Origin of the sequence: Asanoa ishikariensis, assembly GCF_900107455.1 — a bacterium.
Classification (GTDB): domain Bacteria; phylum Actinomycetota; class Actinomycetes; order Mycobacteriales; family Micromonosporaceae; genus Asanoa; species Asanoa ishikariensis.
The window spans coordinates 1,536,876-1,557,846 of sequence record NZ_FNQB01000002.1; the positions used below are offsets into that span (position 1 = coordinate 1,536,876).

At 73.4% G+C, this 20,971-nt stretch carries 19 protein-coding genes, 2 pseudogenes and 1 riboswitch; of the genes and pseudogenes, 4 read left to right on the forward strand and 17 right to left on the reverse strand.

Annotated elements, in window-relative coordinates:
* Nucleotides 1-11: 11 nt before the first annotated feature.
* The 4 genes from BLV39_RS21595 to BLV39_RS21610 are packed head-to-tail and all read right to left on the reverse strand — an operon-like array spanning nt 12 to nt 6,866.
* On the reverse strand, nt 12-1,949 hold the full coding sequence (locus tag BLV39_RS21595; protein WP_090795619.1) for a penicillin acylase family protein: 1,938 nt from the start codon (nt 1,947-1,949) through the stop codon (nt 12-14).
* Nucleotides 1,946-4,174, reverse strand: coding sequence for a GNAT family N-acetyltransferase (locus BLV39_RS21600; RefSeq protein ID WP_090795622.1), 2,229 nt, complete (start codon nt 4,172-4,174; stop codon nt 1,946-1,948). The genes BLV39_RS21595 and BLV39_RS21600 overlap by 4 nt, the downstream gene beginning before the upstream one ends.
* Entirely contained in the window at nt 4,171-5,454 is a 1,284-nt protein-coding gene (locus tag BLV39_RS21605; RefSeq protein ID WP_090795624.1) for a lysine N(6)-hydroxylase/L-ornithine N(5)-oxygenase family protein, read from the reverse strand. The genes BLV39_RS21600 and BLV39_RS21605 overlap by 4 nt, the downstream gene beginning before the upstream one ends.
* Nucleotides 5,454-6,866: a pyridoxal phosphate-dependent decarboxylase family protein gene (locus BLV39_RS21610; RefSeq protein WP_308442717.1), complete on the reverse strand. Its 1,413-nt coding sequence runs from the start codon at nt 6,864-6,866 to the stop codon at nt 5,454-5,456. The genes BLV39_RS21605 and BLV39_RS21610 overlap by 1 nt, the downstream gene beginning before the upstream one ends.
* A 98-nt stretch (nt 6,867-6,964) precedes the next feature.
* Between BLV39_RS21610 and BLV39_RS21615 the strand changes: the two genes are divergently transcribed.
* Together BLV39_RS21615 and BLV39_RS21620 are read left to right on the forward strand one after the other, a co-directional pair.
* Nucleotides 6,965-7,675, forward strand: a complete 711-nt coding sequence (locus BLV39_RS21615) for a siderophore-interacting protein (RefSeq protein WP_090795627.1) — start codon at nt 6,965-6,967, stop codon at nt 7,673-7,675.
* An 18-nt stretch (nt 7,676-7,693) separates the two neighbouring features.
* Nucleotides 7,694-8,347 (forward strand): sulfotransferase family protein, encoded by a 654-nt coding sequence (locus tag BLV39_RS21620; protein ID WP_143049834.1) that lies wholly within the window; start codon nt 7,694-7,696, stop codon nt 8,345-8,347.
* Here the strand turns inward: BLV39_RS21620 and BLV39_RS43655 are convergent.
* The 4 genes and pseudogenes from BLV39_RS43655 to BLV39_RS21630 all read right to left on the reverse strand — a co-directional run bounded on the left by BLV39_RS43655 (nt 8,332) and on the right by BLV39_RS21630 (nt 9,693).
* Nucleotides 8,332-8,802: an MmyB family transcriptional regulator gene (locus tag BLV39_RS43655; RefSeq protein WP_204082835.1), complete on the reverse strand. Its 471-nt coding sequence runs from the start codon at nt 8,800-8,802 to the stop codon at nt 8,332-8,334. The genes BLV39_RS21620 and BLV39_RS43655 overlap by 16 nt on opposite strands.
* Entirely contained in the window at nt 8,781-9,026 is a 246-nt protein-coding gene (locus tag BLV39_RS44290) for a helix-turn-helix domain-containing protein (protein ID WP_239083796.1), read from the reverse strand. Before BLV39_RS44290 ends, BLV39_RS43655 begins: the two co-directional genes overlap by 22 nt.
* A gap of 104 nt (nt 9,027-9,130) precedes the next feature.
* Nucleotides 9,131-9,364: pseudogene (locus BLV39_RS44295) on the reverse strand (aldo/keto reductase); the annotation flags it as partial.
* Nucleotides 9,265-9,693, reverse strand: a complete 429-nt coding sequence (locus tag BLV39_RS21630) for an aldo/keto reductase (RefSeq protein WP_239083795.1) — start codon at nt 9,691-9,693, stop codon at nt 9,265-9,267. The gene BLV39_RS21630 and the pseudogene BLV39_RS44295, both read right to left, overlap by 100 nt.
* Nucleotides 9,694-9,976: 283 nt before the next feature.
* Here BLV39_RS21630 and BLV39_RS21635 point away from each other — a divergent pair, with 283 nt between their 5' ends.
* Together BLV39_RS21635 and BLV39_RS21640 are read left to right on the forward strand one after the other, a co-directional pair.
* The gene (locus BLV39_RS21635; protein WP_239083794.1) at nt 9,977-10,198 is read left to right on the forward strand and encodes a CbtB domain-containing protein; all 222 of its coding nucleotides are present in this window, start codon (nt 9,977-9,979) and stop codon (nt 10,196-10,198) included.
* A gap of 14 nt (nt 10,199-10,212) precedes the next feature.
* The gene (locus BLV39_RS21640) at nt 10,213-10,947 is read left to right on the forward strand and encodes a CbtA family protein (RefSeq protein WP_090795632.1); all 735 of its coding nucleotides are present in this window, start codon (nt 10,213-10,215) and stop codon (nt 10,945-10,947) included.
* 29 nt (nt 10,948-10,976) lie between these two features.
* Here the strand turns inward: BLV39_RS21640 and BLV39_RS21645 are convergent.
* The 9 genes and pseudogenes from BLV39_RS21645 to BLV39_RS21685 form a co-directional block, all read right to left on the reverse strand.
* Nucleotides 10,977-11,822 (reverse strand): annotated as a pseudogene (locus BLV39_RS21645) (sirohydrochlorin chelatase); the annotation flags it as partial.
* Complete coding sequence (locus BLV39_RS21650) at nt 11,819-12,421, reverse strand: precorrin-8X methylmutase (RefSeq protein WP_090795637.1); 603 nt, start codon at nt 12,419-12,421, stop codon at nt 11,819-11,821. The pseudogene BLV39_RS21645 and the gene BLV39_RS21650, both read right to left, overlap by 4 nt.
* Nucleotides 12,418-14,169 carry a precorrin-3B C(17)-methyltransferase gene (cobJ, locus tag BLV39_RS21655; RefSeq protein WP_090795642.1) on the reverse strand — a complete coding sequence of 584 codons (1,752 nt, stop codon included), beginning with the start codon at nt 14,167-14,169 and terminating at the stop codon, nt 12,418-12,420. The genes BLV39_RS21650 and cobJ overlap by 4 nt, the downstream gene beginning before the upstream one ends.
* Nucleotides 14,166-15,320 carry a precorrin-6y C5,15-methyltransferase (decarboxylating) subunit CbiE gene (gene cbiE / locus BLV39_RS21660; protein ID WP_090795645.1) on the reverse strand — a complete coding sequence of 385 codons (1,155 nt, stop codon included), beginning with the start codon at nt 15,318-15,320 and terminating at the stop codon, nt 14,166-14,168. The genes cobJ and cbiE overlap by 4 nt, the downstream gene beginning before the upstream one ends.
* Nucleotides 15,313-16,113 (reverse strand): precorrin-4 C(11)-methyltransferase, encoded by an 801-nt coding sequence (gene cobM, locus BLV39_RS21665; protein ID WP_089248014.1) that lies wholly within the window; start codon nt 16,111-16,113, stop codon nt 15,313-15,315. The genes cbiE and cobM overlap by 8 nt, the downstream gene beginning before the upstream one ends.
* On the reverse strand, nt 16,110-16,823 hold the full coding sequence (gene cobI / locus BLV39_RS21670) for a precorrin-2 C(20)-methyltransferase (protein ID WP_090795647.1): 714 nt from the start codon (nt 16,821-16,823) through the stop codon (nt 16,110-16,112). The genes cobM and cobI overlap by 4 nt, the downstream gene beginning before the upstream one ends.
* Nucleotides 16,814-18,148, reverse strand: a complete 1,335-nt coding sequence (locus BLV39_RS21675; protein WP_090795650.1) for a cobyrinic acid a,c-diamide synthase CobB — start codon at nt 18,146-18,148, stop codon at nt 16,814-16,816. The genes cobI and BLV39_RS21675 overlap by 10 nt, the downstream gene beginning before the upstream one ends.
* Nucleotides 18,142-18,756: a cob(I)yrinic acid a,c-diamide adenosyltransferase gene (gene cobO / locus BLV39_RS21680; protein ID WP_090795652.1), complete on the reverse strand. Its 615-nt coding sequence runs from the start codon at nt 18,754-18,756 to the stop codon at nt 18,142-18,144. The genes BLV39_RS21675 and cobO overlap by 7 nt, the downstream gene beginning before the upstream one ends.
* 4 nt (nt 18,757-18,760) lie before the next feature.
* The gene (locus BLV39_RS21685; protein ID WP_090795655.1) at nt 18,761-20,761 is read right to left on the reverse strand and encodes a VWA domain-containing protein; all 2,001 of its coding nucleotides are present in this window, start codon (nt 20,759-20,761) and stop codon (nt 18,761-18,763) included.
* Nucleotides 20,762-20,795: 34 nt separating this feature from the next.
* A riboswitch (cobalamin riboswitch) is annotated at nt 20,796-20,968 on the reverse strand.
* Nucleotides 20,969-20,971 lie beyond the last annotated feature (3 nt).

Genomic DNA, 20,971 nt, shown 5'->3' on the forward strand with positions numbered 1-20,971 from the left:
CGCCGCGGCCGTCAGCCCGCGACCGGGATGAGCTCGCCGGCCGTCCAGAGCGGAAGCTGGTCGGCGTAATGCGGATCACCGGGCCGTCCACTCGCGCCGAACGGCACGATCCACCGGCTCGCGGACCGGTCGCCCAGGTCCCAGACCCAGCGGGCGACCGGCCCGCGCCAGCACGCGTCGGACACCCCGGGCACGCTGGACGTGGCCAGCACACAGTCGGTGTCGCCGTCGAGCGCGGCCGCCGGCGCGCCGCCGGGGAGCGCCTGGATCGGTGCCAGCACGTGCGTGGCGCCCCACGGCCGCGCCGGTGCGGCGGCGGCGTCGGCGAGCGCTTCCGTCGCGACCGGACCGCACACGGCCGGCCCGAGCCCGGCGACCACGCTCTCCAGCGCTACGCCGACCCGGCCCAGCGGGTCGGTCCACGGCGCGAACAGCTCGTCGTACGCGGACGGCGCGCGCAGCGCCTCCAGCACCGGATGGTCGTGCAACCGCCGAACCAGCGCGGACCGCCACCCGGCGTAGCTGCCGGCAGCCACGCTGGACGCAGCCATGCGACCGTCCCAGCGCAGCAGCCGGTCCCGCAGCTCCGCGGCCGGGCCGTTGACGTCGGCCGTGGCCAGCAGGTGGGTCAGGACCGGCCCGCGGGTGTCGGTGTGGATCGCTTCGGCCGGAGCCCCGGCGTCGAGCAGCTCGCGGATCCGCCGCGCCCGGTGCGTCGGCGCGAAGTCGAGGCCGAGCCCGGCGACCGCCGGCCGCCGGTCGTTGGCGTGCACGGCCACGCCGGCCACCGGCGTGTCCCGCGTCGGCGCGTAGCCCCGCCAGGCGTACCGAGACTCCCAGGCCGGCACGGGCTCGCGCCGGCACCGCTCGTCGCGCACCGGGACGAGCCCGGCGACCAGCTCGCGCACGTCGCCGGTGGTGTCGGCGACCAGCACGCTGTTGACCGGCTCGACCCAGGACCGCAGCGCGTCGACCACGTCGCCGGTGGACCGGGCCCGCAGCAACGGCAGCAGCGCGTCGAACCCGAGCGCGGCCTCCGCCCGGCTCGGTGTGCGCAGGCTGAGTGCCTCGCCGGTGCGGCGGTCGACGTCGACCACCGGCCCCCGCGCGGTCTCGACCACCTCGACGGGCTCCGTCCCGCCGTCGCGGACCGCGACGTGTTCGACGTGGACGGCGACCGGCTCCCAGCCGGCCGGGCCGCGGGCCCACGTCGTGCCGCCGTCCCGGCGCAGCTCCTCCCGATAGAGGTCCTGGTAGTCGGCCATCGCGTTGGTGATCCCCCAGGCGACCCCGCCGGCGTGCCCGAAATGCGGCACGCCGGGCACGCCGGGGAAGGCCAGCCCGATCACGTCGAACTCCGGGCAGGCCAGGCCGATCTGCTGGTAGACGCCGGGCAGTTCGAGCAGCCGGTGCGGGTCGCCGGCGAGCACCGGAGGCGGCCCGGCCACCGCCCACGCGTTGCTGCCGCCGCTCGGGCCGGCGGCGGTGAACAGTGACGTGTCGCCAAGGGCGTGTGCCAGGTCGGCCCGCCACAGCTTGTGCGGGAACGTGCCGAACAGCGCGTGCTGCACGAGGAAGACGCCGAGTGGCGTCCACGGGCGCCAGGGGTCCGGCCGGTGCGCGGTGGCGGCGAACTCCGGTGCGTCCGCGGACCGGAGCTCCTCGTTGACGCCGTCCACGTAGGCCGCCACCCAGCGGCGGGTCGCAGGAGCAAGCCGGGCGAAGCACCGCCGTGCGGTGTCGTCCAGCGGGACCCGCCGTGCGAAGCGGTCCCACGGCAGCTCCGCCGGGCCGAGCACGAAGGCCAGCCGGCCCTCCGAGCGCAACCGTTCCACCTCGATCTGCCAGGCCCGGTCGGTGGCGGTGACCCGGCCCTGGAGAAAGGCGAGTTGGTCGGCGTTCTCGGCCCAGAGGTGCGGGATGCCCCAGTCGTCGCGGCGGACCTTCACCTGGCGGCGATCGGGTTGGCCAGCGTGCCGGCGAAGATGAGCGACCCGGCCTGGTCGGTGAGGTCGACCATCTGCAACGTGTTGCGAAGCTGCAGCCGGTTGAGGCACGAGTGCAGGAACTCGGGCCGGGTCAGCTCCAGGCGCCCGCGCAGGTCCGGGTGGTCGGCGGCGTGCTCCTCGACGCAGTCGGCGACCAGCGCCCAGAACCGGTCCCAGGGCAGCACCCCGTCGCTGTCGAGGATGCCGGCGAGGTGCCGCAGGAAGCCGTCGAACACGTCGGTGTGCAGGGCCAGCGCCTTGACGTCGTCGGACACGTCGATCCGGATCCGCTCGATCTCCGGTGGCAGCGGCCGGTCGAGGCTCATCACCGCGACCTCCTCGCCGATGTCCTTCATGAACACCCGGGTCGGCACGTGCCCGTCCAGCACCAGGATCAGGTTCTCCCCGTGCGGCATGAACGCGAGGTCGTGCCGGAGAACGCAGTGCACCACCGGGCGCACGTACGCGCGAAGGTAGGTCCTGACCCACCTCTCGGCCGGCAGCCCCGACGCCGCGATCAGCTCGGCGGCCAGGGAACGGCCGGCCCGGTCGCGGTGCAGCAGGCTCGCCATCGTGGCCAGGCGCTCGCCGGCAGCCAGCCGCGGCAGCGGGCTCTCCCGCCAGAGCGCGGCGAGCATCCGCTGGTGCGCGGAGGGGAAACCGCTGCGGTGGTACGCGTCCCCGGTGTAACCCACCGACGCCAGCTCGCGCAGCACCCCGAAGCCGCACTCCCGCAGGGTGTCGTCGCCCTCGACGACGCCGGCCACCCAGTCGTTGATCGGCGGCGTCGCGCGCATGTAGCCGGGGGAGAGGCCGCGCAGGAAGCCCATGTTCTGGATGGCCAGCGCGGTCTTCACGTAGTGCCGGTCGGGCCGGTCGGTGTTGAAGAAGGTCCGGATCGACTGCTGCGCCCGGTAGCGGTCCGGTCCGGTGCCCAGCGGCACGATCGCCCGGCGGGCCACGTCCGGTGCGAACGTCACCGCGTGCTTGTGCTCCCACTGCCAGGGATGGGCCGGCAGATAGCGGTAGTCGGCGGGGTCCAGGCCGAGCGCGCGCAGCCGACCGGCGAACCGGTCCAGCGTGTCCGGGCCGAGCTCGTCGGCATAGAGCTCGTCCTCGGTCACCCCGGCTCCGGCGGTGAACGCGCTCTCGGCCCGGAGCACCGCGAGCCAGACCATCCGGACGGGTTGGCCCGCTTCCGGGGCGTACGCCTCGTGGTCGGCCAGTCCGAACCCGATCCGCCCGTTGTTGGCGACGAAGCCGGGGTGCCCCTCGGTCATCGCCGTCTCGATCGACTGGAAGTCGGCGTGCACCAGCGCGGCGGCGTCGTGTCGCTCGTGGTGGTGCTTCCAGGCGGCACCGGCCAGCGTGGCGGCGATCTCCTCCAGATAGGTGCCGACCAGCCGATCGGGGATGCCGAGGGTGCCGGCCAGGCCGGCGACGAACGCCATCGCGTCGAGCGGCCCTTGGATCGACTCCGGGTCGACCACCCAGTGCTCCAGCGGGTATCGGCGGGCGCGGAATCGATAGTCGCCCAGGCGCCAGCCGTCGCCGTCGGGCTCGGGTGTGACGATCCGCTCGTGGCTGAACTCGGCGATCGCCTTGGCGATCAGCCTTCGGTGCGCGGCCGCCATCGTCTCCGGCGTCAGGTGCGCGGGGGGTTCCGGCGCGGTCCGCGTGTACGCGTCGCGCGTGCAGAAGCTCAGGTTGGCCACCTTGTCGGAGAGCTGGACGCTGTGCTGGACCACGAAACCGACCTCGGCGTTCTTGCGTGCGATGGCGTCGTTGCGTTCGTCGGGCTCGACCACCACCCGCCGGGCGCGCGGGTCGGCGAAGACGAACTCCATGACGGCCCGCATCACGCCGGAGGTGAGGCCGTGCCGGGTGGTGTCACCTGGCGGTGCGACCAGCACGTGCATCCCGACGTCGCCCTCGGCGACCGGGTAGTGCGCGGCGAGCTCGCTGTGCGCCGGGTCGTAGGTCTCGGCCAGGAAGATCGGCTCGCCGTCCAGCCGGCCGAGCCAGGCGTGGTGGTGCGGGTCGGCCTCGATCTCCGCGTACGCCTTGCGCACGGTGTCGACCGAGGCGTCCCGCATGCCCCAGTAGACGGACCTCGGGTGGGTGACCCAGGCGTGCAGCAGGTCCGCGTGCGCGTTCAGGTCGAGCGGTTCCAGGGTGAACGTCATCGGGCCACCTCCGCGAACGCCGGTGCCGGAGCGCCGAACTCCTGGAACGCGATCCGCTCCTCGACCGGGTAGACCTCGCGGCCGGTGAGGGCACGGATGATGACCGAGTTGCGGTAGGCACCCATGCCGAGGTCGGGCGCGGTGAGGCTGTGCGTGTGCTCCTCGGCGTTCTGCACGAAGATCTCGTCGCCGGCGCGGTCGACCGCGTAGTCGAGGGAGACGTCGTACCGGCCCCGGGCGTCCCAGGCGATCCTGTCCCGCACGGGATCGAGGAACGCCGGCACCCTGGGCGCGTATCCGGTGGCCAGCACCAGGCCCTGCGTCCGCGCGGTGAACGAGCGGTCCTGCTCGCGGTGGTGCAGATCGAGGGTGAAGCGGTCGCCGTCGTAGCGGGCCGCGGTGACCTCGACGCCGCTTCTCAGCGTCGTCTGCACCGGGGTTCTCAGGCCCTGCTCATAGAGGGTGTCGAAGATGGTGTCGACGAGGTCGCCGCTGATCCCCTTGTAGAGGTTGCGTTGCTCGCGGGCGAGCCGGTCGCGGGTCGCGGCGGGCAGTGCGTGGTGGTAGCGGATGTACTCGGGCGAGGTCATCTCCAGCGTCAGCTTGGTGTATTCCATGGGGAAGAACCGCGGCGACCGGGTCAGCCAGGTCAGGTGGTAGCCGCCTTCTCTGGCGTCGGGCAGCAGGTCCAGGTAGATCTCGGCCGCGCTCTGTCCACTGCCGACGATGGTGATGGAGTCGAGCTGCTGGAGCCGGCGTTTGGCCGGCAGGTAATCGGCGCTGTGCACGACGGGCAGTTCGCGCAGGGTTTGGGGGACGTGCGGTGCGGTGCCGATGCCGAGCACGAGCTTGCGCGCCCGCACCGTCTCGACCGCACCGGCGGAGAGGACCCGCAGGACGTACGCGTCGCCGTCGTGGTCGATGCGCTCGACGCGGCTGCCGAACCGGATCGGGAGCTGTGCGGCCGCCCACCGGCAGTAGTCGTTGTACTCCGCGCGCAACGGGTAGAAGTTCTCCCGGATGTAGAAGCGGTAGAGCCGGCCGGTCTGCTTGAGGTAGTTGAGGAACGAGAACCGCGAGGTCGGGTCGGCCAGCGTGACCAGGTCGGCGACGAACGGCACCTGGATCGTCGCGCCCGGGATCATCAGGCCCGGGTGCCAGTCGAAACCGTCGCGCTGCTCGAAGAAGACGCCGTCCACATCGGAGAGGTCGGCGGTCAGGCAGGCCAGGCCGAGGTTGAACGGGCCGACCCCGACGGCGGCGAAGTCGTGTATCCGCATCAGACCACCGCCGTCGCGAGCCGGGTGTCGTCCTCGGCCAGCAGCGCCCAGCCGGTCTCGCGTACCAGGTCGAGCACCGCACGCAGGTGTTCGGTCGTGGTCATCGGGTTGAGCAGGGTGAACTTGAGCCAGTGCCGGCCGTCCCGGGTGGTGCCGGCGATGATCGCCTCCCCGCCGGCGAACAGCCGAGCGCGCAGTCGCGGGGTCAGCTCGTCGCAGGCGTCGTCGTCGAGCCAGGCCGGCCGGTAGCGGAACAGCACCGTGCTCAACGTCGGCTCCGCGGCCACCTCGAAGTCGGGGTCCTCGGTGAGCAGCCGGTGCGCGTCCTCCGCCAGGTCGACGACCCGGTCGAACATCGCGCCGAGCTGCTCGGCGCCGACGGTGCGCAGGGTCATCCAGAGCTTGAGCGCGTCGAACCGGCGGGTCGTCTGCAGGCTCTTGTCGACCTGGTTGGGCACGGTCGCCGTGCGCGGGTTCAGGTAGTCGGCGTGGTGGGCCATCCGGCGCATCGCGCTCGCGTGGCGGACGATGATCGCGCTGGAGCTGATCGGCTGGAAGAAGCTCTTGTGGAAGTCGACCGTGACGGAGTCGGCCCGTTCGATGCCGTCGAGCAGGTGCCGACGGCGGGTGGAGACCAACAGGCCGCAGCCGTACGCGGCGTCGACGTGCAGCCAGACGCCACGGCGCGCGCAGCTCTCGGCGATCTCGGCGATCGGGTCGACGCAGCCGAGGTCGGTGGTGCCGGCGGTGGCGACCACGGCGATCGCCACGAGCCCGTACGCGGCCAGGTCGTCCAGCGTGCGGGTCAGCGCGGCCGGGTCCATCCGGCCGCCGGCGTCGGTGGCGACGGCGATGACGGCCTCCCGGCCGAGACCGAGCAGGATCGCCGCCTGGGTGACGCTGAAGTGGGTCTCGGTGGTGGCCAGGATGCGCATCCGGGACAGGTCGGTCGCCGGGCTGGCCTCGCGGGCGAGCAGCAGCGCGTGCAGGTTGGACTGGGTGCCGCCGCTGGTGAAGACGCCGTCCGCGTCCGGGCCGAAGCCGATCCGGCCGGCGGCCCAGTCGACCAGGCGGCGCTCGATCAGCGTGCCGGTGGTGCTCTGGTCGTAGGTGTCGACGGACGAGTTGACCGCCGCCAGCAGGACCTCGGCGCTGAGCGCGGGCAGGGCGACCGGGCAGTTGAGGTGGGCGACGTAGCCGGGCTCGTGGAACCAGACCGCGTTGTCGAGGTAGAGCTTCGCGACCTCGTCGAGGGCGGCGTCGGTGTCGCCGAGCGGCCGGTCGAGGTCGACGGCGTCGACCATCCCCTGCAGGTCGGTCAGGCTCGCGCCCGAGTAGGGGCGGCGCACGGTGCGTACGCGGTCCGCCACGGCCGCCGCGGCCTGCGCGACGTCGTGTTGGAACCTTCCCACAGTGGACCGACCGAACAGGTGTGGAGATGACCCCTCCAACACGACCTCCCTTTAGGTTAGCCTTGCCTAACTCGGGCAAGACGTTACCTGGAGGAAGCGTGAAACGGAACTGGGAGTCGGTGGTTCTCAAAGCATTGGGCGGAAAGGACTTCCGCTTGACAGTGCTGGCGAACGAGCCGATCAACGCCCGCTACCAGCGGCTACGTCTCAATGACGGCGGTCTATTGGCGGCGTGTGGCGTACATCCCACGATGTGGGTGCGGCTCTGGTTCGACCGGGATGGTAAGGCGCACCAGCGCGCGTTCACGCTCGTCGACCCTGACGCCGTCGCCGGCGAGTTCAGCCTGGAGTTCGCCCTGCACGACGGCACGGCCGCCCGCTGGGCCCAGGCAGCTTCCCCTGGTGACACGGTCGAGGCGACGGTCCAGGGAAGCGCCTTCTCCGTGCCGGCACCGCTGCCGACCCGCTGGTTCGGCATCGGCGACGCGGCGTCGGCCCCGGCGCTGAACAGCCTCTTCGACACCTTGCCGGAACAGCCCGCGACGATCTGGCTGGAGTACGCGCACGAGGAGGAGCGCGAGTTCCCCCTGCGGGCGCGGGCGGCGCACGAGGTGGTATGGCTGCCCCGCCGCGACGGGGGCGCCCACCTGGTGTCGACGGTGTGCTCGTCCTTGTCCACCGAACCGGAGGCGTTCTACTGGGTCGCCGCCGAGGCGGCCAGCACCCGCGCGATCACCAAGCACCTGCGCCGCACCCTGGGCGTCGACAAGACCCAGGTCAACGCTCTGGCGTACTGGCGGACGGCCTGACGTCGGTAGGGTCCATCCATGAGGATCATTGGGGTGGGATTCGGGCGCAGCGGCACACTGTCGCTGCGCTCGGCCCTCGAGCGGCTGGGCGCGGGGCCGTGCCTGCACATGCAGGATCTCCGGACCGGTGACCAGGCGGAGCGCTGGAAGGGGGTCGCCGACGGTGCGGCGGTCGACTGGCGGGAGGTCTTCGACGGTTGGCGGTCCACCGTCGACTGGCCCGCGTGCAGCCGCTGGCGGGAGATCTGCGCCGCCTTCCCGGAGGCGCGGGTCCTGCTCAACTACCGCGATTTCGACGGCTTCTACCGCAGCGTCGAGCGCACCGTCTGGGCCGTCCGGCAGGCCGCCCGGGCCGGCACGCTGGGGCCGCGCCCCGACGGTCTGGTGCCGCCTCCGGCGTTCCGGCACGTGATCGAGGCGCTGATCTGGCAGGAGGACTTCCAGGACCGGTTCGAGGACCGGGACTGGATGGAGCGGATGTACGACGAGCGGATCGCCGCCATCCGTCGGGAGATTCCGGCCGAGCGGCTCGTGGAGTGGCGGCTCGGGCAGGACGGCTGGGAGCCGCTGGCGCGGGCGCTGGGCGTACCCGTGCCGGATGAGCCCTTCCCGCACCTGCACGACACCGAAGAGTTCCGCGTGCAGGCCGGGCTCGCTCAGTCGGCCACGTAGCGCTGTCCGAAGGACTGGTCGCCCAGCGCCCGCAGGAACTCGAAGCTGTCGGCCGTGTGCGAGCCCGGCTGGGGACGGAAGATGACCAACCGCTGGCCGGTGCTCTCGCTGCGTACGTAGTCGCATTGAACATCGAGGTTGCCCGCCCGCGGGTGGACGATCAGCTTGCGGGTGCTGTGCAGCGGCGCCACCTGCATGTCGCTCCAGTAGTCCGCGAACTCCGGGCTCGCCGCCGACAGGTCGGACACCAGGCGCTCGGCCTCGTGGCCCCGGCGAGCGGCGGCGGCCCGCAGGTCGGCCACGTAGCCCCGGCCGAGCGACTCGTGCTCCTCCGGCGCGTTGAGGGCGCGTGACTCCGGATCGGTGAACCAGCGCCAGATCACGTTGGCGGAACGCCCGTCACCGTCGGTCCACCGTCCGAGCAGGGCCCGGCTCAGCGCGTTCTGAGCCAGCACGGTGGTGAGGGCGTCGAGTAGCCCGCCAGCCGGTAGAGGTAGTCGCGCTCCTCGACGGACAGCCGCAGCGCGCGGGCCAGCCCGGCGAGCAGCGCCTCCGACGGCGTGCCGGCCCGCGACTGTTCCAGCCGCTCGTAGTAGTCGACGGACAGGTTGGCCAGCAGCGCGACCTCTTCCCGCCGCAGGCCCGGCGTGCGGCGCCGGCCGCCCGACGGGATACCCACGTCGGACGGCCGCAGCGCCTCCCGGCGATTCCGGAGGAAGTCACCGCGGGGCTCAGGTCGATGTCGGCCGCGGCGGCGTTGTCCTCGAGGTACGTGCGGCGTTTGGTGCCCGGGATCGCCGTCGCGCCCTGTCCCAACACCCAGGCTAGTGCGATCTGGGCGGCGCTGACGCCTTCCCGGTCCGCGATGGCGCGGATGCGGTCCACGAGGACCAGGTTGCGGTCGAGGTTGCCGTCGGTCAGCCGGGGCCAGGTCCGGCGGAAGTCACCCTCCGGCACGTCCGCGAGGTTGCGGATGTTGCCCGACAGGAACCCCCGACCCAGCGGTGAGTACGCCACGAAGCCGAGCCCGAGCTCGCGTGGGCCCGCCGGATGCTGCCGGCGACGCCTCGCTGATGCCCAGGTAGCCGACCGCCCACCTTGGTGGCGATCACCGCTTCGCCCCGCCGGCCCGCCAGCGCGCGACCGAGCAGGCGCTCCGCCTGGCCGAAGCCGTAGATGTCGGCGCTGTCGAACATGGTCACGCCCAGGTCGAGCGCGCGGTGGATGGTGGCGGTGGCCTCGACGTCGTCGGGGGTGCCGTAGAAGGCGGTCAAACCGAACGTGCCGAGACCTTCGACGTAAGCCTTGAGGCCCTGGGCGCCGATGGCATGGGTTCGCATAGTCATGAGAACCACCGTGCGCCAGCGGGAGACCCGTAGCGGCGCCCTGCTTATCCCCGGTCTGCCAGGGCGACCCTGTCTCAATTGTCGAGCACATCTCAACCAGACCGGTCCCGGTTGACACCCTGGCGCGGCCGACCGTAGCGTCCGGGTTCAGAAGTGACGATGGTAGGAAGCCGGTGAGATACCGGCACGGTCGCGCCACTGTGACCACGCTCGCGTGGAAGTCAGACCCTCCGCCGTCACGGAAACCCAGCGTGGGACGCGTGATCCCGAGGAGGTTCGCCTCGTGTCCAGCATTTCTTCTTCCGCCACCCCCCGTCCGGCGATTCAGCCGGTGGCCATCCCGTGGCGCCAGCTCCAGCCGTGGCTCCTGTTCGGAGCCGTGCTCGCCATCGGCCTGCTCTACTTCGTCGGAACCGAGCAGGGTGTCTTCCACCTGATCGGTGGCAGCAGCGTGCACGAGTTCGTGCACGACGGCCGCCACCTCCTCGGCTTCCCCTGCCACTGACGGCCGGGGCGATCATGCTGTCCCCCCGTTCGTTGCTGATTCGCGGCATGTTGGTGGGACTGGCCGCCGGCGTGCTCGCGTTCGTGTTCGCCTACCTCGTGGGCGAAAGCCCGATCGACGCCGCGATCGCGTTCGAGGAAGCACATGCCGACCCGGCCGCGGCCGGCGAGCCGGCGCTGGTCAGCCGCACCGTGCAGAGCACGGTCGGCCTGCTCACCGCGACCCTGATCTACGGAGTGGCACTCGGCGGCATCTTCTCGATGGCGTTCGCCGCCGCGTACGGCCGGCTCGGTCAACTGGGGCCGCGGGCAACCGCGGCGCTGGTGGCGCTGGCCGGCTTCGTCGTCGTAGCGCTGGTGCCGTTCCTGAAGTACCCGGCCAACCCGCCGGCCACCGGCTCCGAGGACACCATCGGCCGGCGCACGTCGCTGTACTTCCTGATGTTGGTGATCGCGCTCGCGTCGCTGGCGCTGGCCATCTACATCGGGCGGTCGCAGGTGGCCCGGTTCGGCCTGTGGAACGCGGCCATCATCGCGGCCGGCGCGTTCGTGGCCGTGATCGTGGTCGCGCACGTCCTGCTGCCGTCGATCGAGGAGATCCCGGAAGGGTTCTCGCCGATCGTGCTGTGGAACTTCCGCCTGGCCTCACTCGGCACTCAGGTGGTCGTCTGGACCGCACTCGGCCTCGGGCTGGGCGCGGTCGTCGAGCGCAGCCTGCGCCGCGAGGCAGTGCTCACCGCCTCGGCCTGACCGACCCTCTCCGGCCGGCCACCCCGTCAGTGATGATGGTGGTGGTCGGCCGGGTGGTGGTGGGGGAGTTGGGCGGCGCCCACCGACTGCTCGTGGAACGGCAGGGCGATCCGGTACTTGCAGGTGTCGCAGTTGGCACGGATGTCGCCGCCCAGCGCCTCCTGGTAACGCTCCACCACGATCTCCGCGAGCCCCGCGCAGTCGCCGATCACCTCGGCGGTCCTGACGTCGGCACCGCGCGCCGCCGCCCACTCGGTCGCCTGCGCCGCCACCCGGCGCGGGAGCACGCCGGTGAAGATGAAGTACGGCAGCACCACGATCTTCCCGGCGCCCAGGGCGCGACAGCGGTCCAGGCCGGCCGGCACACCGGGTTCGGCGAGCGAGACGAACGCGTACTCCACACCGGCCACCGGGGTCGTCTCGGCCAGCAGCCGGGCCACCTTCGCGACCTCGGCGTTGGCGTCGGGGTCAGTCGAGCCGCGGCCGACCAGCAGCACAGTGGTGTCCGAGTCGGCGCCGGCCGCGGTAAGCCGCTCCCGCAGCAACGCCAGCACGCCCGGGTGCGGGCCGAGCGGACGGCCGTAGGCGAAGGTCAGCCCCGGGTGCCGGGCGCGTTCGGCGGCCAACGAGCCAGGGATGTCACCTTTGGAGTGTCCGGCGGCCACCAGCATCAGGGGCACGCAGGCCAGCCGTTGAACTCCGTCACCGAGCAGCGCGGCGACCGCGTCCTTGACGGGTGGCGGTGAAAGCTCGATGAAGCCGCCGGCGACCGGCACGTCGAGGGTCCGACCGACCCGCTCGACGAAACGGCGGAAGTCCTCGGCGCCCTCCGGGTCGGTGGTGCCGTGGCCGGCGATGAGCAAGGGGATGGTCATGCGAGGGGATCTCCGTACAGCAGGGCATTGACGGCGGCGGCCGCGACGGCCGCACCGCCGCGCGCGGATCGGTTGGACAGTTGGGGTAGCGCGGTCTGCCGCAGCGCCGCCTTCGACTCGGCGGCGCCGACGTAGCCGACCGGCAGGCCGACCACCAGGGCAGGGCGGAGGTCGCCGGCGGCGGCCAGCCGCAGGAGTTCGGTGAGCGCGGTCGGCGCGTTGCCGATCACCCACACCGCACCGTCGGCGTGTGTGGCAGCGGCCAGTCTCATCCCGGCGGCGGACCGGGTCAGCCCGGCCGTCTTAGCGAGCGCAGCCGTCTCGGGCGCCGCGACCAGGCAGGTCGCCGGGTACGTCGTCACGCCCGCCGCCACCATCGTCACGTCGGTGACCAGCGCGGCACCGTCGGCCAGCGCCGCCGCACCGGATGCCAGCGCCGCCTCGTCGAGAACCAGGTCGTCGAGCCAGCCCGGGTCGGCCGTGGTGTGGATGATCCGTTCGACCACGTCCCGGGAGTACGGCGGCAGGGCGGCCGTGTCGGCCTCGCCGCGCAGGATCCGGTAGGACTCCGTCTCGATCGGGTGCACGGTGCGCCTCATGACAGCCACGTGTACTCCCGGGGCGTGACCATCCGGCCGGCCACCAACCGGCTCCGGCTGGACCCGACCAGGACCACCGAGCGCATGTCCACGATGGACGGATCGGCGGTCAGTGCGGCGAGCGTGGTCAGGTGCACCCGCTGGCCCGCCCGCGACGCGTCGCGGACCACGCCGACCGGCGTCTCCGGCGGCCGGTGCTTGCCCAGGATCGCCAGTGCCTCGGCGAACTGGGCCGTGCGGGCCTTGCTGCGCGGGTTGTAGAGGCAGGCGACCAGGTCGGCGCCGGCCACCGCACGCAGCCGTTCGACGATCACCGGCCACGGCGTGTGCAGATCCGACAGGGAGACGTACGCGTGGTCGTGGCCGAGCGGTGCACCCAACAGGGCGCTCGCGGCCAGGGCCGCGGTCACCCCCGGCACCGCCTCGACGTCGACGTCGGCGCCGGCCAGCTCGAGGGCGGGCGACGCCATCGCGTAGAGGCCGGCGTCACCGGACCCGATCAGCACGACGGCGTGCCCCTCGGTGGCGAGCTCGACCGCCTCCCGCGCCCGCTTGGACTCCTCGCCGAGCACGGACTCCACGATCCGGGCGCCGGGGGAGAGCAGGTGGCGCACCTGGTCCACGTACTGGTCCAGGCCGACGACGACGGACGCCCGGCGCAGTGCGGCGGTCGCCCGCGGCGTCCGCAGGTCCTCGGCGCCGGGTCCGATCCCGACGATGGTCAGCCGCCCGCGCGGCACGAGCCGGGCGACGGCCGCGGTGGCGGTCGGCGTGACCCGCTTGGCCACCACCAGGCTGGCGTCCCGGCCCGCGTCCCGGGCGGCCCGCAGCGCGGCCGCCTCGGCCACGCTCGGCGTGCCGACCGCGGCCCGCACCACCTCGGACGGCGTCGGCACGTCCTCGGCCGCGAGATCGTCGGCCGGGAAGGTCAGCACGGGCCAGCCCTGGTCTTCGGCGAACGCCAGGATCCCGGCCTCGTCGGCCTTGACGTCCACAGTGGCCAACGCCCGCACCGAGGCGCGGTCGAGTCCGCCGGTCGCGAGTGCCGCGTCCACCACGGCGGCGACCGCCTCGGCGGTGACGCCCCGGCTGGCACCGACGCCGACGACGAGCGAAGGCGGTCGGTACAGCAGGTCACCAACGGCGTCAGTGCGATCCGAGACGACCAGCCGCACAGAGCCTGCGCCAGAAAGCGAGGGAACGGGCTGGGTCGTGTCGTCGTCCGGCTGCGCCGGGTCGGCTCCTGCGGGCAGCGGTGGGACGGGCCAGGTCGCGTCGGAGACTACGGTCACGCCCGCGCCGTCCAGCATCGCGCGGGTGACCCGGGCGACCGGGGCCGGGTCGGCCAGGCGGAAGCCCAGGTCGGCGCCGAAGCCATCGAGCGGCGGGAGGCCGACGCTGTCGGTGGCGGTGGTGATGACCGGCTCCGCGCCGAGCAGCGCGGCGATCCGCCGGGCCGCGTCGTTGGCGCCGCCGTCGTGGCCGCCGGTGAGCGCGACCGCGAACCGGCCCGCCTCGTCGACGCAGACCACGCCCGGGTCGGTGTGCTTGTCCGCCAGCAGCGGCGCGATCAGCCGCACGGTCGCACCGGTGGCCAGGAAGCAGACCACGACGTCATTGTTCGCCCAGGCCGCATCGAGTTGGCTGTGCACCGGTCCGTCGAACACGCGGACCTCGTCGGGCCAGGCGGTGGCGAGGCGCGCGGCGTGCGCACGACCGGCGGCGGTCGGCGCGACAATCCCGATCATCGTGCACCCCAGACAAGCGTGACCGGGTTGGTGGCGGCCAGGCGGTGCCGGCCGGCGATCTCCACCAGACGGTTGGTTTGAAGCTGTGCGCCGCCGGTCGTGTAGCCGGCCGCGGTGAGGGCGTCCGCGGCCGGACCGACGGGCTCCACGGCCGCGTAGGCGGCGACGACCTGGGCCGGCCCGCGGCCAAGAACAGCGGCGAGCACGTCCGGCCCGCCTCCGCCGACGAAGACCGCGTCAGGATCGGGCAGGTCGGCGAGCACCGCCGGCGCCGCACCGGTGACGACCCGGACGTCCACGCCGTGCTGGGCCGCGTTCGCCCGCACCAGATCCGCCGAAGCCGGGTCACGATCGACCGCGACGACGGCGGCACCGAACCGGCCACATTCGACGGCGACCGATCCGGACCCCGCACCGACGTCCCAGACCAGCATGCCGGGCGCCGGGCGCAGATGTGCCAACGCGACCGCCCGGACCTCGGCCTTCGTGATCATCGAGGCGCGATGCCGGAACGCGTCCTCGGGCAGCGCCCATCCGTCCGGCGGACGCACGCCGCCCGCGAGCCAGCCGGCCGGACCGTCCGCCACGTCGCGGGCCAACACGATTGCCACGTTGGGCTCGGTCCAGTCGCCCTCAGGACCGGTCAGTCGCTCCGACGCCGTGCCGAGCTGGGAAGCCACGACGACCCGCCGCTGCCAGCCCTGCAAACCCGCCGCCAGCGCCGGTGGCTCCGCGCCGGGGCCGGTGAGCACGGCGACCTTCGGGTACGCGCGACAGACGTTGATCGCCCGCCGCAGCCCTCCGTCGCGTCCGTGCGCCGACACCACCACCGCGTCATCCCAGGGGAGCCCGAGCCGGGCGAAGGCCGACGCCACCGACGACACCGCCGGCCGGACGACCGGGTCCAGGCCGGCCCGGCGCAGCGCCCGGACGATCCCGAAGAACCCCGGGTCGCCGCTGGCCACCACCGCGACCGATCCATCATGGATGGAGATCCGCTCGACGGCGGCGGACAGGGAGCCCATCACGACCCGTTCGGCGTCGGACGAGACCCCGTCCAGGTGGCGGGCGCCGCCGACCAGCAAGGTGGCCTCCGCGACGGCAGCCGGCAGCGGGCCGCCGTCGTACCCGTACACGGTGACCTCAGGCATTGCGGGCCTTCAGCTCCGTGCGGGCGGCCCGCTCGGCCTTGCGGTGCCCGTGGAAGTGGCCCGGGTGGTAGAGGTGGCTGCGCGTGCCGGACGCGGACAGCGCCGGCCCCACCAGGAACAGGGTGTGCTTCCACAGCTTGTGTGCGCGGACCGTCTCGGCCAGCGTCTCGATCGTGCACCAGGCCAGCAGCTCGTCCGGCCAGCTCACCCGGGAGCCGATCACGACCGGGGTCTCCGGTGCGTAGCCGCCGTCGAGCAACTGCTCCGCGAGCTGCTTGGCCCGCGCCGCCGACAGGAACACCGCCATCGTGGTGCCGTGCCGCGCGAAGTCCGCGATCCGTTCGCCGGACGGCATCGGCGTCTTGCCGCCCTCCAGCCGGGTCAGGATCACCGACTGGGCCACCTCCGGCACGGTCAGCTCCCGGCCCGCGGCGGCCGCGACCGCGGCGAACGCGGAGACGCCCGGCACGATCTCGGTCGTCAGGTCCAGCCCGGCGCACGCGTCGAGTTGTTCGGCGACCGCGCCCCACAGGCTCGGGTCGCCCGAGTGCAGGCGCACCACGTGCAGGCCCTCGGCCGCCGCGCGGTGGTAGATCTCGACGACGGCCTCCAGCGGCACCGCCGCCGAGTCGACCACCTCCGCACCCGGCCGCACGTGCTCGAGCACCTCGGCGGCGACCAGGCTGGAGGCCCAGACCACCACGTCGGCCTCGGCCAGCCGGCGGGCCGCGCGCAGCGTCATCAGGTCGGCGGCGCCAGGTCCGGCGCCGACGAAGGTCACGCGACCGGTCACAGTTTTCCTCCACGTCGTTCGCGCACGGCCGGGATCAACACCGTCGCCAGGTACGGCAACGGCCCGTCGACCGCGTCGAGCGGTTGCACCTTCTCGTCGGGCAGGCCGAGGTGGCTGCCGACCACGGCACCGCGCCCGGCGGCCGCCTCGGCGATCGCCGCCATGTGCCGGCCGCCCTTGTAGACCACGACGGTGGCGTCGCGGGCCAGCGCCTCGTGCAGCGCTCCCAGGTCGCCGCGGGCCATCGGCAGCAGCACCAGCTCCTCGCCGCCCTCGACCAGCGGGCGTCCGGCCGCGGCGGCCAGCGCCTGCATCGCGGTGATGCCCGGCACGGTCTCGAGCTCCACCGAGGGAACCAGCGCGCGGACGGTCTCCGCCAGATAGCCGAAGGTGGCGTACACGTTGGGGTCGCCGATCGTGGCGAACGCGGCGGTGCCGCCGGTCTCGCGCAGCCAGTCGGCCACCCGGCGGCCGGCCGCGTCCCAGTACTGCTCGCGCCGCCCGGCGTCCTCCCGCTCGTTGAGCGCGAAGACCAGCCGCTCGATCCGGTCGTGCGCGGCGTGGGCCCGGACGGTCGCCTCCGCCCGCCCGACATCGGCGGGGTCCAGCACCGGGACGAACACCCGCCCGGCGGTGGCCAGCGCCCGTACTCCCTTGAGCGTCATCAGCTCCGGATCACCGGGCCCGACGCCGACTCCGATCAGGCGCATGCCGCCACCAACCGTTCCGCGATCTCGGGCGTGCCCGCCCAGTGCAGGTGCAGATAGGAGGCGTGCACGTTGCCCGCCACGAAGCCTTCGGCCGGCCGACCGCGCCAGGCCCAGGCCGGCGTGGAGCCCGCCTCGGGTGTGGTCGCCGTCCGGTGGAACTCGTGCCCGGTGACCCGGGTGCCGACCGGCGCGAGCCAGCTCGGCGAGATGGCCACCGCGTCGCGGTAGCCGAGGGTGAGCCGGCCGGTCATCTCCGCGTCGGCCGGCAGCACGCCGCACATCGGCGCGCCGTCCAGGCTGCGAGCCAGCCAGAGCAGTCCGGCGCACTCGGCGACGATCGGCCCACCGGCGGCGGCCAGGCCGGCCACGGCGGCCCGGAGCGGGACGTTGGCCGACAGCTCGGACGCGTACACCTCGGGGAAGCCGCCGCCGACGACCAGCGCCGCCGTGCCGGGCGGCAGAGCCTCGTCGTGCAGTGGGTCGAGCGTGACGACCTCGGCGCCGGCCGCGGTGAGCAGCTCGGTGGTCTCGGCGTAGCCGAAGCTGAACGCCGGCCCACTGGCGACCGCCACCACGGGTCGGTGGGGGGCCGCGACGGCCGGCGGTTCCCAGGGCACGACATCCAGGGGCGGCGCCGTCGCGGCGGCCGCGGCAACCGCGTCCAAGTCCACACTGGACGCGATCAGCGACGCCAGAGCGGTCATGGCGGCAGCGGCGTCGGCGCGGCGTTCCACCACAGGCACCAGGCCGAGGTGCCGCGACGGCGCGGCCACGGCATCGCTTCGGCGGAGCACACCCAGCACCGGAGTGCCGGTCTCTTCCAGTGCCTCGCGCAGGATCGCCTCGTGCCGGTCGGAGCCGACCTTGTTGAGCACCACGCCGGCCAGTCGCAGCGTCGGGTCGAAGCCGCGGAAGCCGTGCACCAGGGCGGCCACCGAGCGGCCGACCGCGGAACCGTCGACCACCAGCAGCACCGGCGCCGACAGCAGCTTGGCCACCTGCGCGGTCGAGCCGTGCTCGCCCGCGTGCGCGCGGCCGTCGTACAGCCCCATGACGCCCTCGATGACCGCGAGGTCGGCGCCGGCGGCACCGTGCGCGAACAGCGGCGCGATCAGGTCCGTGCCGACCATCACCGGGTCGAGGTTGCGGCCCGGCCGGCCGCTGGCCAGCGCGTGGTAGCCGGGGTCGATGTAGTCCGGGCCGACCTTGAAGCCGGCCACGCTGCGGCCCCGGGCGGCGAACGCCGCCAGCAGCCCGCCGGCGACGGTCGTCTTGCCGTGCCCGGATGCCGGTGCGGCCACCACGATCCGTGGGGTGGCTACCACTCGATGCCCTGCTGTCCCTTGCGGCCGGCGTCCATGGGGTGCTTGACCTTGGTCATCTCGGTGACCAGGTCGGCCGCGTCGACCAGCGCGGGCGCGGCGTCCCGCCCGGTGACCAGGACGTGCTGGTTGCCGGGCCGGTCGCGCAGCGTCGCCACGACCTCGGCGACGTCGACCCAACCCCACTTCATCGGGTACGTGAACTCGTCGAGCACGTAGAACCGGTAACGCTCCTGCGCCAGGTCACGCTTGACCTGCGCCCAGCCCTCCGCGGCCTCGGCGGCGTGGTCGCGCTCGTCGCCCGGCCGGGCCAGCCACGACCAGCCCTCGCCCATCTTGTGCCAGGTCACGGGCGCGCCCTCACCGGTGTTCTCGTGATGGGCACCGAGTGCCTTGAGCGCGGTCTCCTCGCCGACCCGCCACTTCGGGCTCTTCACGAACTGGAAGACCACGATCGGCCAGCCCGCGTTCCAGGCGCGCAGCGCCATGCCGAACGCGGCCGTCGACTTGCCCTTGCCGGTGCCGGTGTGCACCGCCAGCAACGGCTGGCGGCGGCGCTCGCGAGTGGTCAGGCCGTCGTCGGGTACGCGCTCCACCTTGCCCTGTGGCATGGCCTCACACCGCCTTGAGGGTGGCCGCGGACAGCGCCGCGAGCGGGAGGTACTCGGCGTCCAGGGCCCCGGCCAGCGTGCGGGCCATGCCGAGCCGGACCGGGCCGCTCTCACAGTCGACCACCACGCTCGGCACTCCGGCCAGCGCCGGTGCGACGGTGCGTGGATCGGGGCCGCGGGTGTGGCGCCCGTCGGTGACGACGACCAACAGCGGCCGGCGCAGCGGGTCCCGGCGGCGTTCCCCGGCCAGCGTCCGGGCGGCCGCGGTGAGCCCGGCGGCCAGCGGCGTACGCCCGCCCGTGCGCAGGTCCGCCAGCCGGCGCACGCCGACCTCGTGGCTGGCCGTCGGGCGCAGCACCGTGGTCGCCTCGGCGTCCCGGAACGTGATCATGCCCACCGTGTCGCGGCGCTGGTACGCGTCGCGGAGCAGCGAGAGCACGGCGCTCTTGACGGCGGCCATCCGCGCGCGGGCGGCCATGGAGCCGGACGCGTCGACCACGAACAGCACCAGGTTCGCCTCCCGTCCGATGTGGACGGCCTCGCGCAGGTGGTGCTGTTGGATCGCAAGGAAGGGCCCCTTGTTAACGCTATGCGTTAATAGGGGTCCCTTCCTTGCGCTCTGGTCGCGGGCGGCGGCGAGCACGGTGTCCGGCAGGTGCACGGCGCCGATCCGGCCGCGCGGTGCGCGCGAGCCGGCGACCCGGCCGCGCGCCGCGTAGGCCGGTGAGCGCCGGCCGCTGTGGCCGTAGCGGCCACGGGACCGGGCGGTCAGCGTTCGGGTCTTGTAGGCGCTGCCGACCGGTGCGGCGGCGGGCGGCGGGGGAGTGGCCTTCGGGCCACCCGGCCGGTCCTCGGCGTCGGGCGCGGCGGCCGCGTCGCCACCGCCGGGGCCGTTGTCGTCGGGCGGCGGGCTGTCGTCCGGGCCGGGACCGGAACCGGGACCGCCAGCGCCGTCCGGGTCGTCGTCCGGATCCGGGTCGCCGTCTGGGTCCGAGGCTCCGGCCTGGTCCAGCGCGTCGTCCAGTGCCTGCTGGTCGGCGCCCGGCGGGTCGAACGGGTCGCGCCGCCGCCGGTGCGGCAGCGCCAACCGGGCCGCGCCGTCGACCTCGTCGTCGGTGACCACGGAGCGGTCCCGCCAGGCGGCCAGCGCGACGGCCGTGCGGGCGATGACGATGTCGGCGCGCAGGCCGTCGACCCCGTACGCCAGGCAGATCCGGGCGATCCGGTCCAGTGCGGCGTCCGGCAGGGTGACCTTCGGCAGCCGGGCGCGGGCCGCGACGATCCGCTCGGCCGTGGCCGCGTCCTCGTCGGCGAACCGGACCGCGAAGCCCTCGGGGTCGGCCTCGTACGCCAGCCGGCGGCGGACCACCTCGGCCCGATCTCCGGGCTCCGTCGGCGCACCCACCTCGACCACCAGGCCGAACCGGTCGACGAGCTGCGGGCGCGGCTCGCCCTCCTCGGGGTTCATGGTGCCGACCAGCAGGAACCGAGCGGCGTGCCGGAGCGAGACGCCGTCGCGCTCGACGAACGCCCGGCCCATCGCGGCGGCGTCGAGCAGCAGGTCGACCAGGTGGTCGGGGAGCAGGTTGACCTCGTCGACGTAGAGCGCGCCACGGTGTGCGGCGGCCAGCAGCCCGGGCTCGTACGCCTTCGTGCCCTCGGTCAGGATCCGCTGCACGTCGAGCGTGCCGACGACCCGGTCCTCGGTGGCCCCGACCGGCAGCTCGACCAGCCGCGACTGTCGCACGGAAGCCGTCACCCCGGCATGTGGCCCGTCCGGGCACGACGGATCGGGCGAGGACGGGTCGCAGGCGAACCGGCAGCCAGGCACCACGGCGATGTCCGGCAGCAGCGCCGCCAGGGCGCGCACCATCGTCGACTTGGCGGTGCCCTTCTCGCCGCGCACGAGCACCCCGCCGATGACCGGCGAGACGGCGTTGAGCAGCAGGGCCTGGCGCAGGTCGGCCAGGCCGACGACGGCGGAGAACGGGTACGCGGAACTCACGCTCAAATCCCTTCCGCGGGTGTCCACGCCCGCGATGGTTCTACGGCGAGCGGCCGAGTGTCCTGGCTCCCGGATCGACGCTTCCCCTCGGCCTTCCAGCCCGTGGTGGGCCGTGACCATCAGGTGAGGGTTTGCTACCCGGTGACAGTGGCGGGACCGCCCCGGAATCGCACCGGGTTCCTCCGCACCGCTCGTTCAACACTGTGACCC

Coding starts and splice junctions, on each gene's coding strand:
- BLV39_RS21600 (WP_090795622.1), bottom strand. CDS start 4,174: ATGACGTTCACCCTGGAACCGCTCGACCTGAACGCGCACGCGGACCTG.
- BLV39_RS21605 (WP_090795624.1), bottom strand. CDS start 5,454: ATGCGGATACACGACTTCGCCGCCGTCGGGGTCGGCCCGTTCAACCTC.
- BLV39_RS21620 (WP_143049834.1), top strand. CDS start 7,694: ATGAGGATCATTGGGGTGGGATTCGGGCGCAGCGGCACACTGTCGCTG.
- BLV39_RS21630 (WP_239083795.1), bottom strand. CDS start 9,693: ATGACTATGCGAACCCATGCCATCGGCGCCCAGGGCCTCAAGGCTTAC.
- BLV39_RS21640 (WP_090795632.1), top strand. CDS start 10,213: ATGCTGTCCCCCCGTTCGTTGCTGATTCGCGGCATGTTGGTGGGACTG.
- BLV39_RS21650 (WP_090795637.1), bottom strand. CDS start 12,421: ATGAGGCGCACCGTGCACCCGATCGAGACGGAGTCCTACCGGATCCTG.
- cobJ (WP_090795642.1), bottom strand. CDS start 14,169: ATGATCGGGATTGTCGCGCCGACCGCCGCCGGTCGTGCGCACGCCGCG.
- cbiE (WP_090795645.1), bottom strand. CDS start 15,320: ATGCCTGAGGTCACCGTGTACGGGTACGACGGCGGCCCGCTGCCGGCT.
- cobI (WP_090795647.1), bottom strand. CDS start 16,823: ATGCGCCTGATCGGAGTCGGCGTCGGGCCCGGTGATCCGGAGCTGATG.
- cobO (WP_090795652.1), bottom strand. CDS start 18,756: ATGCCACAGGGCAAGGTGGAGCGCGTACCCGACGACGGCCTGACCACT.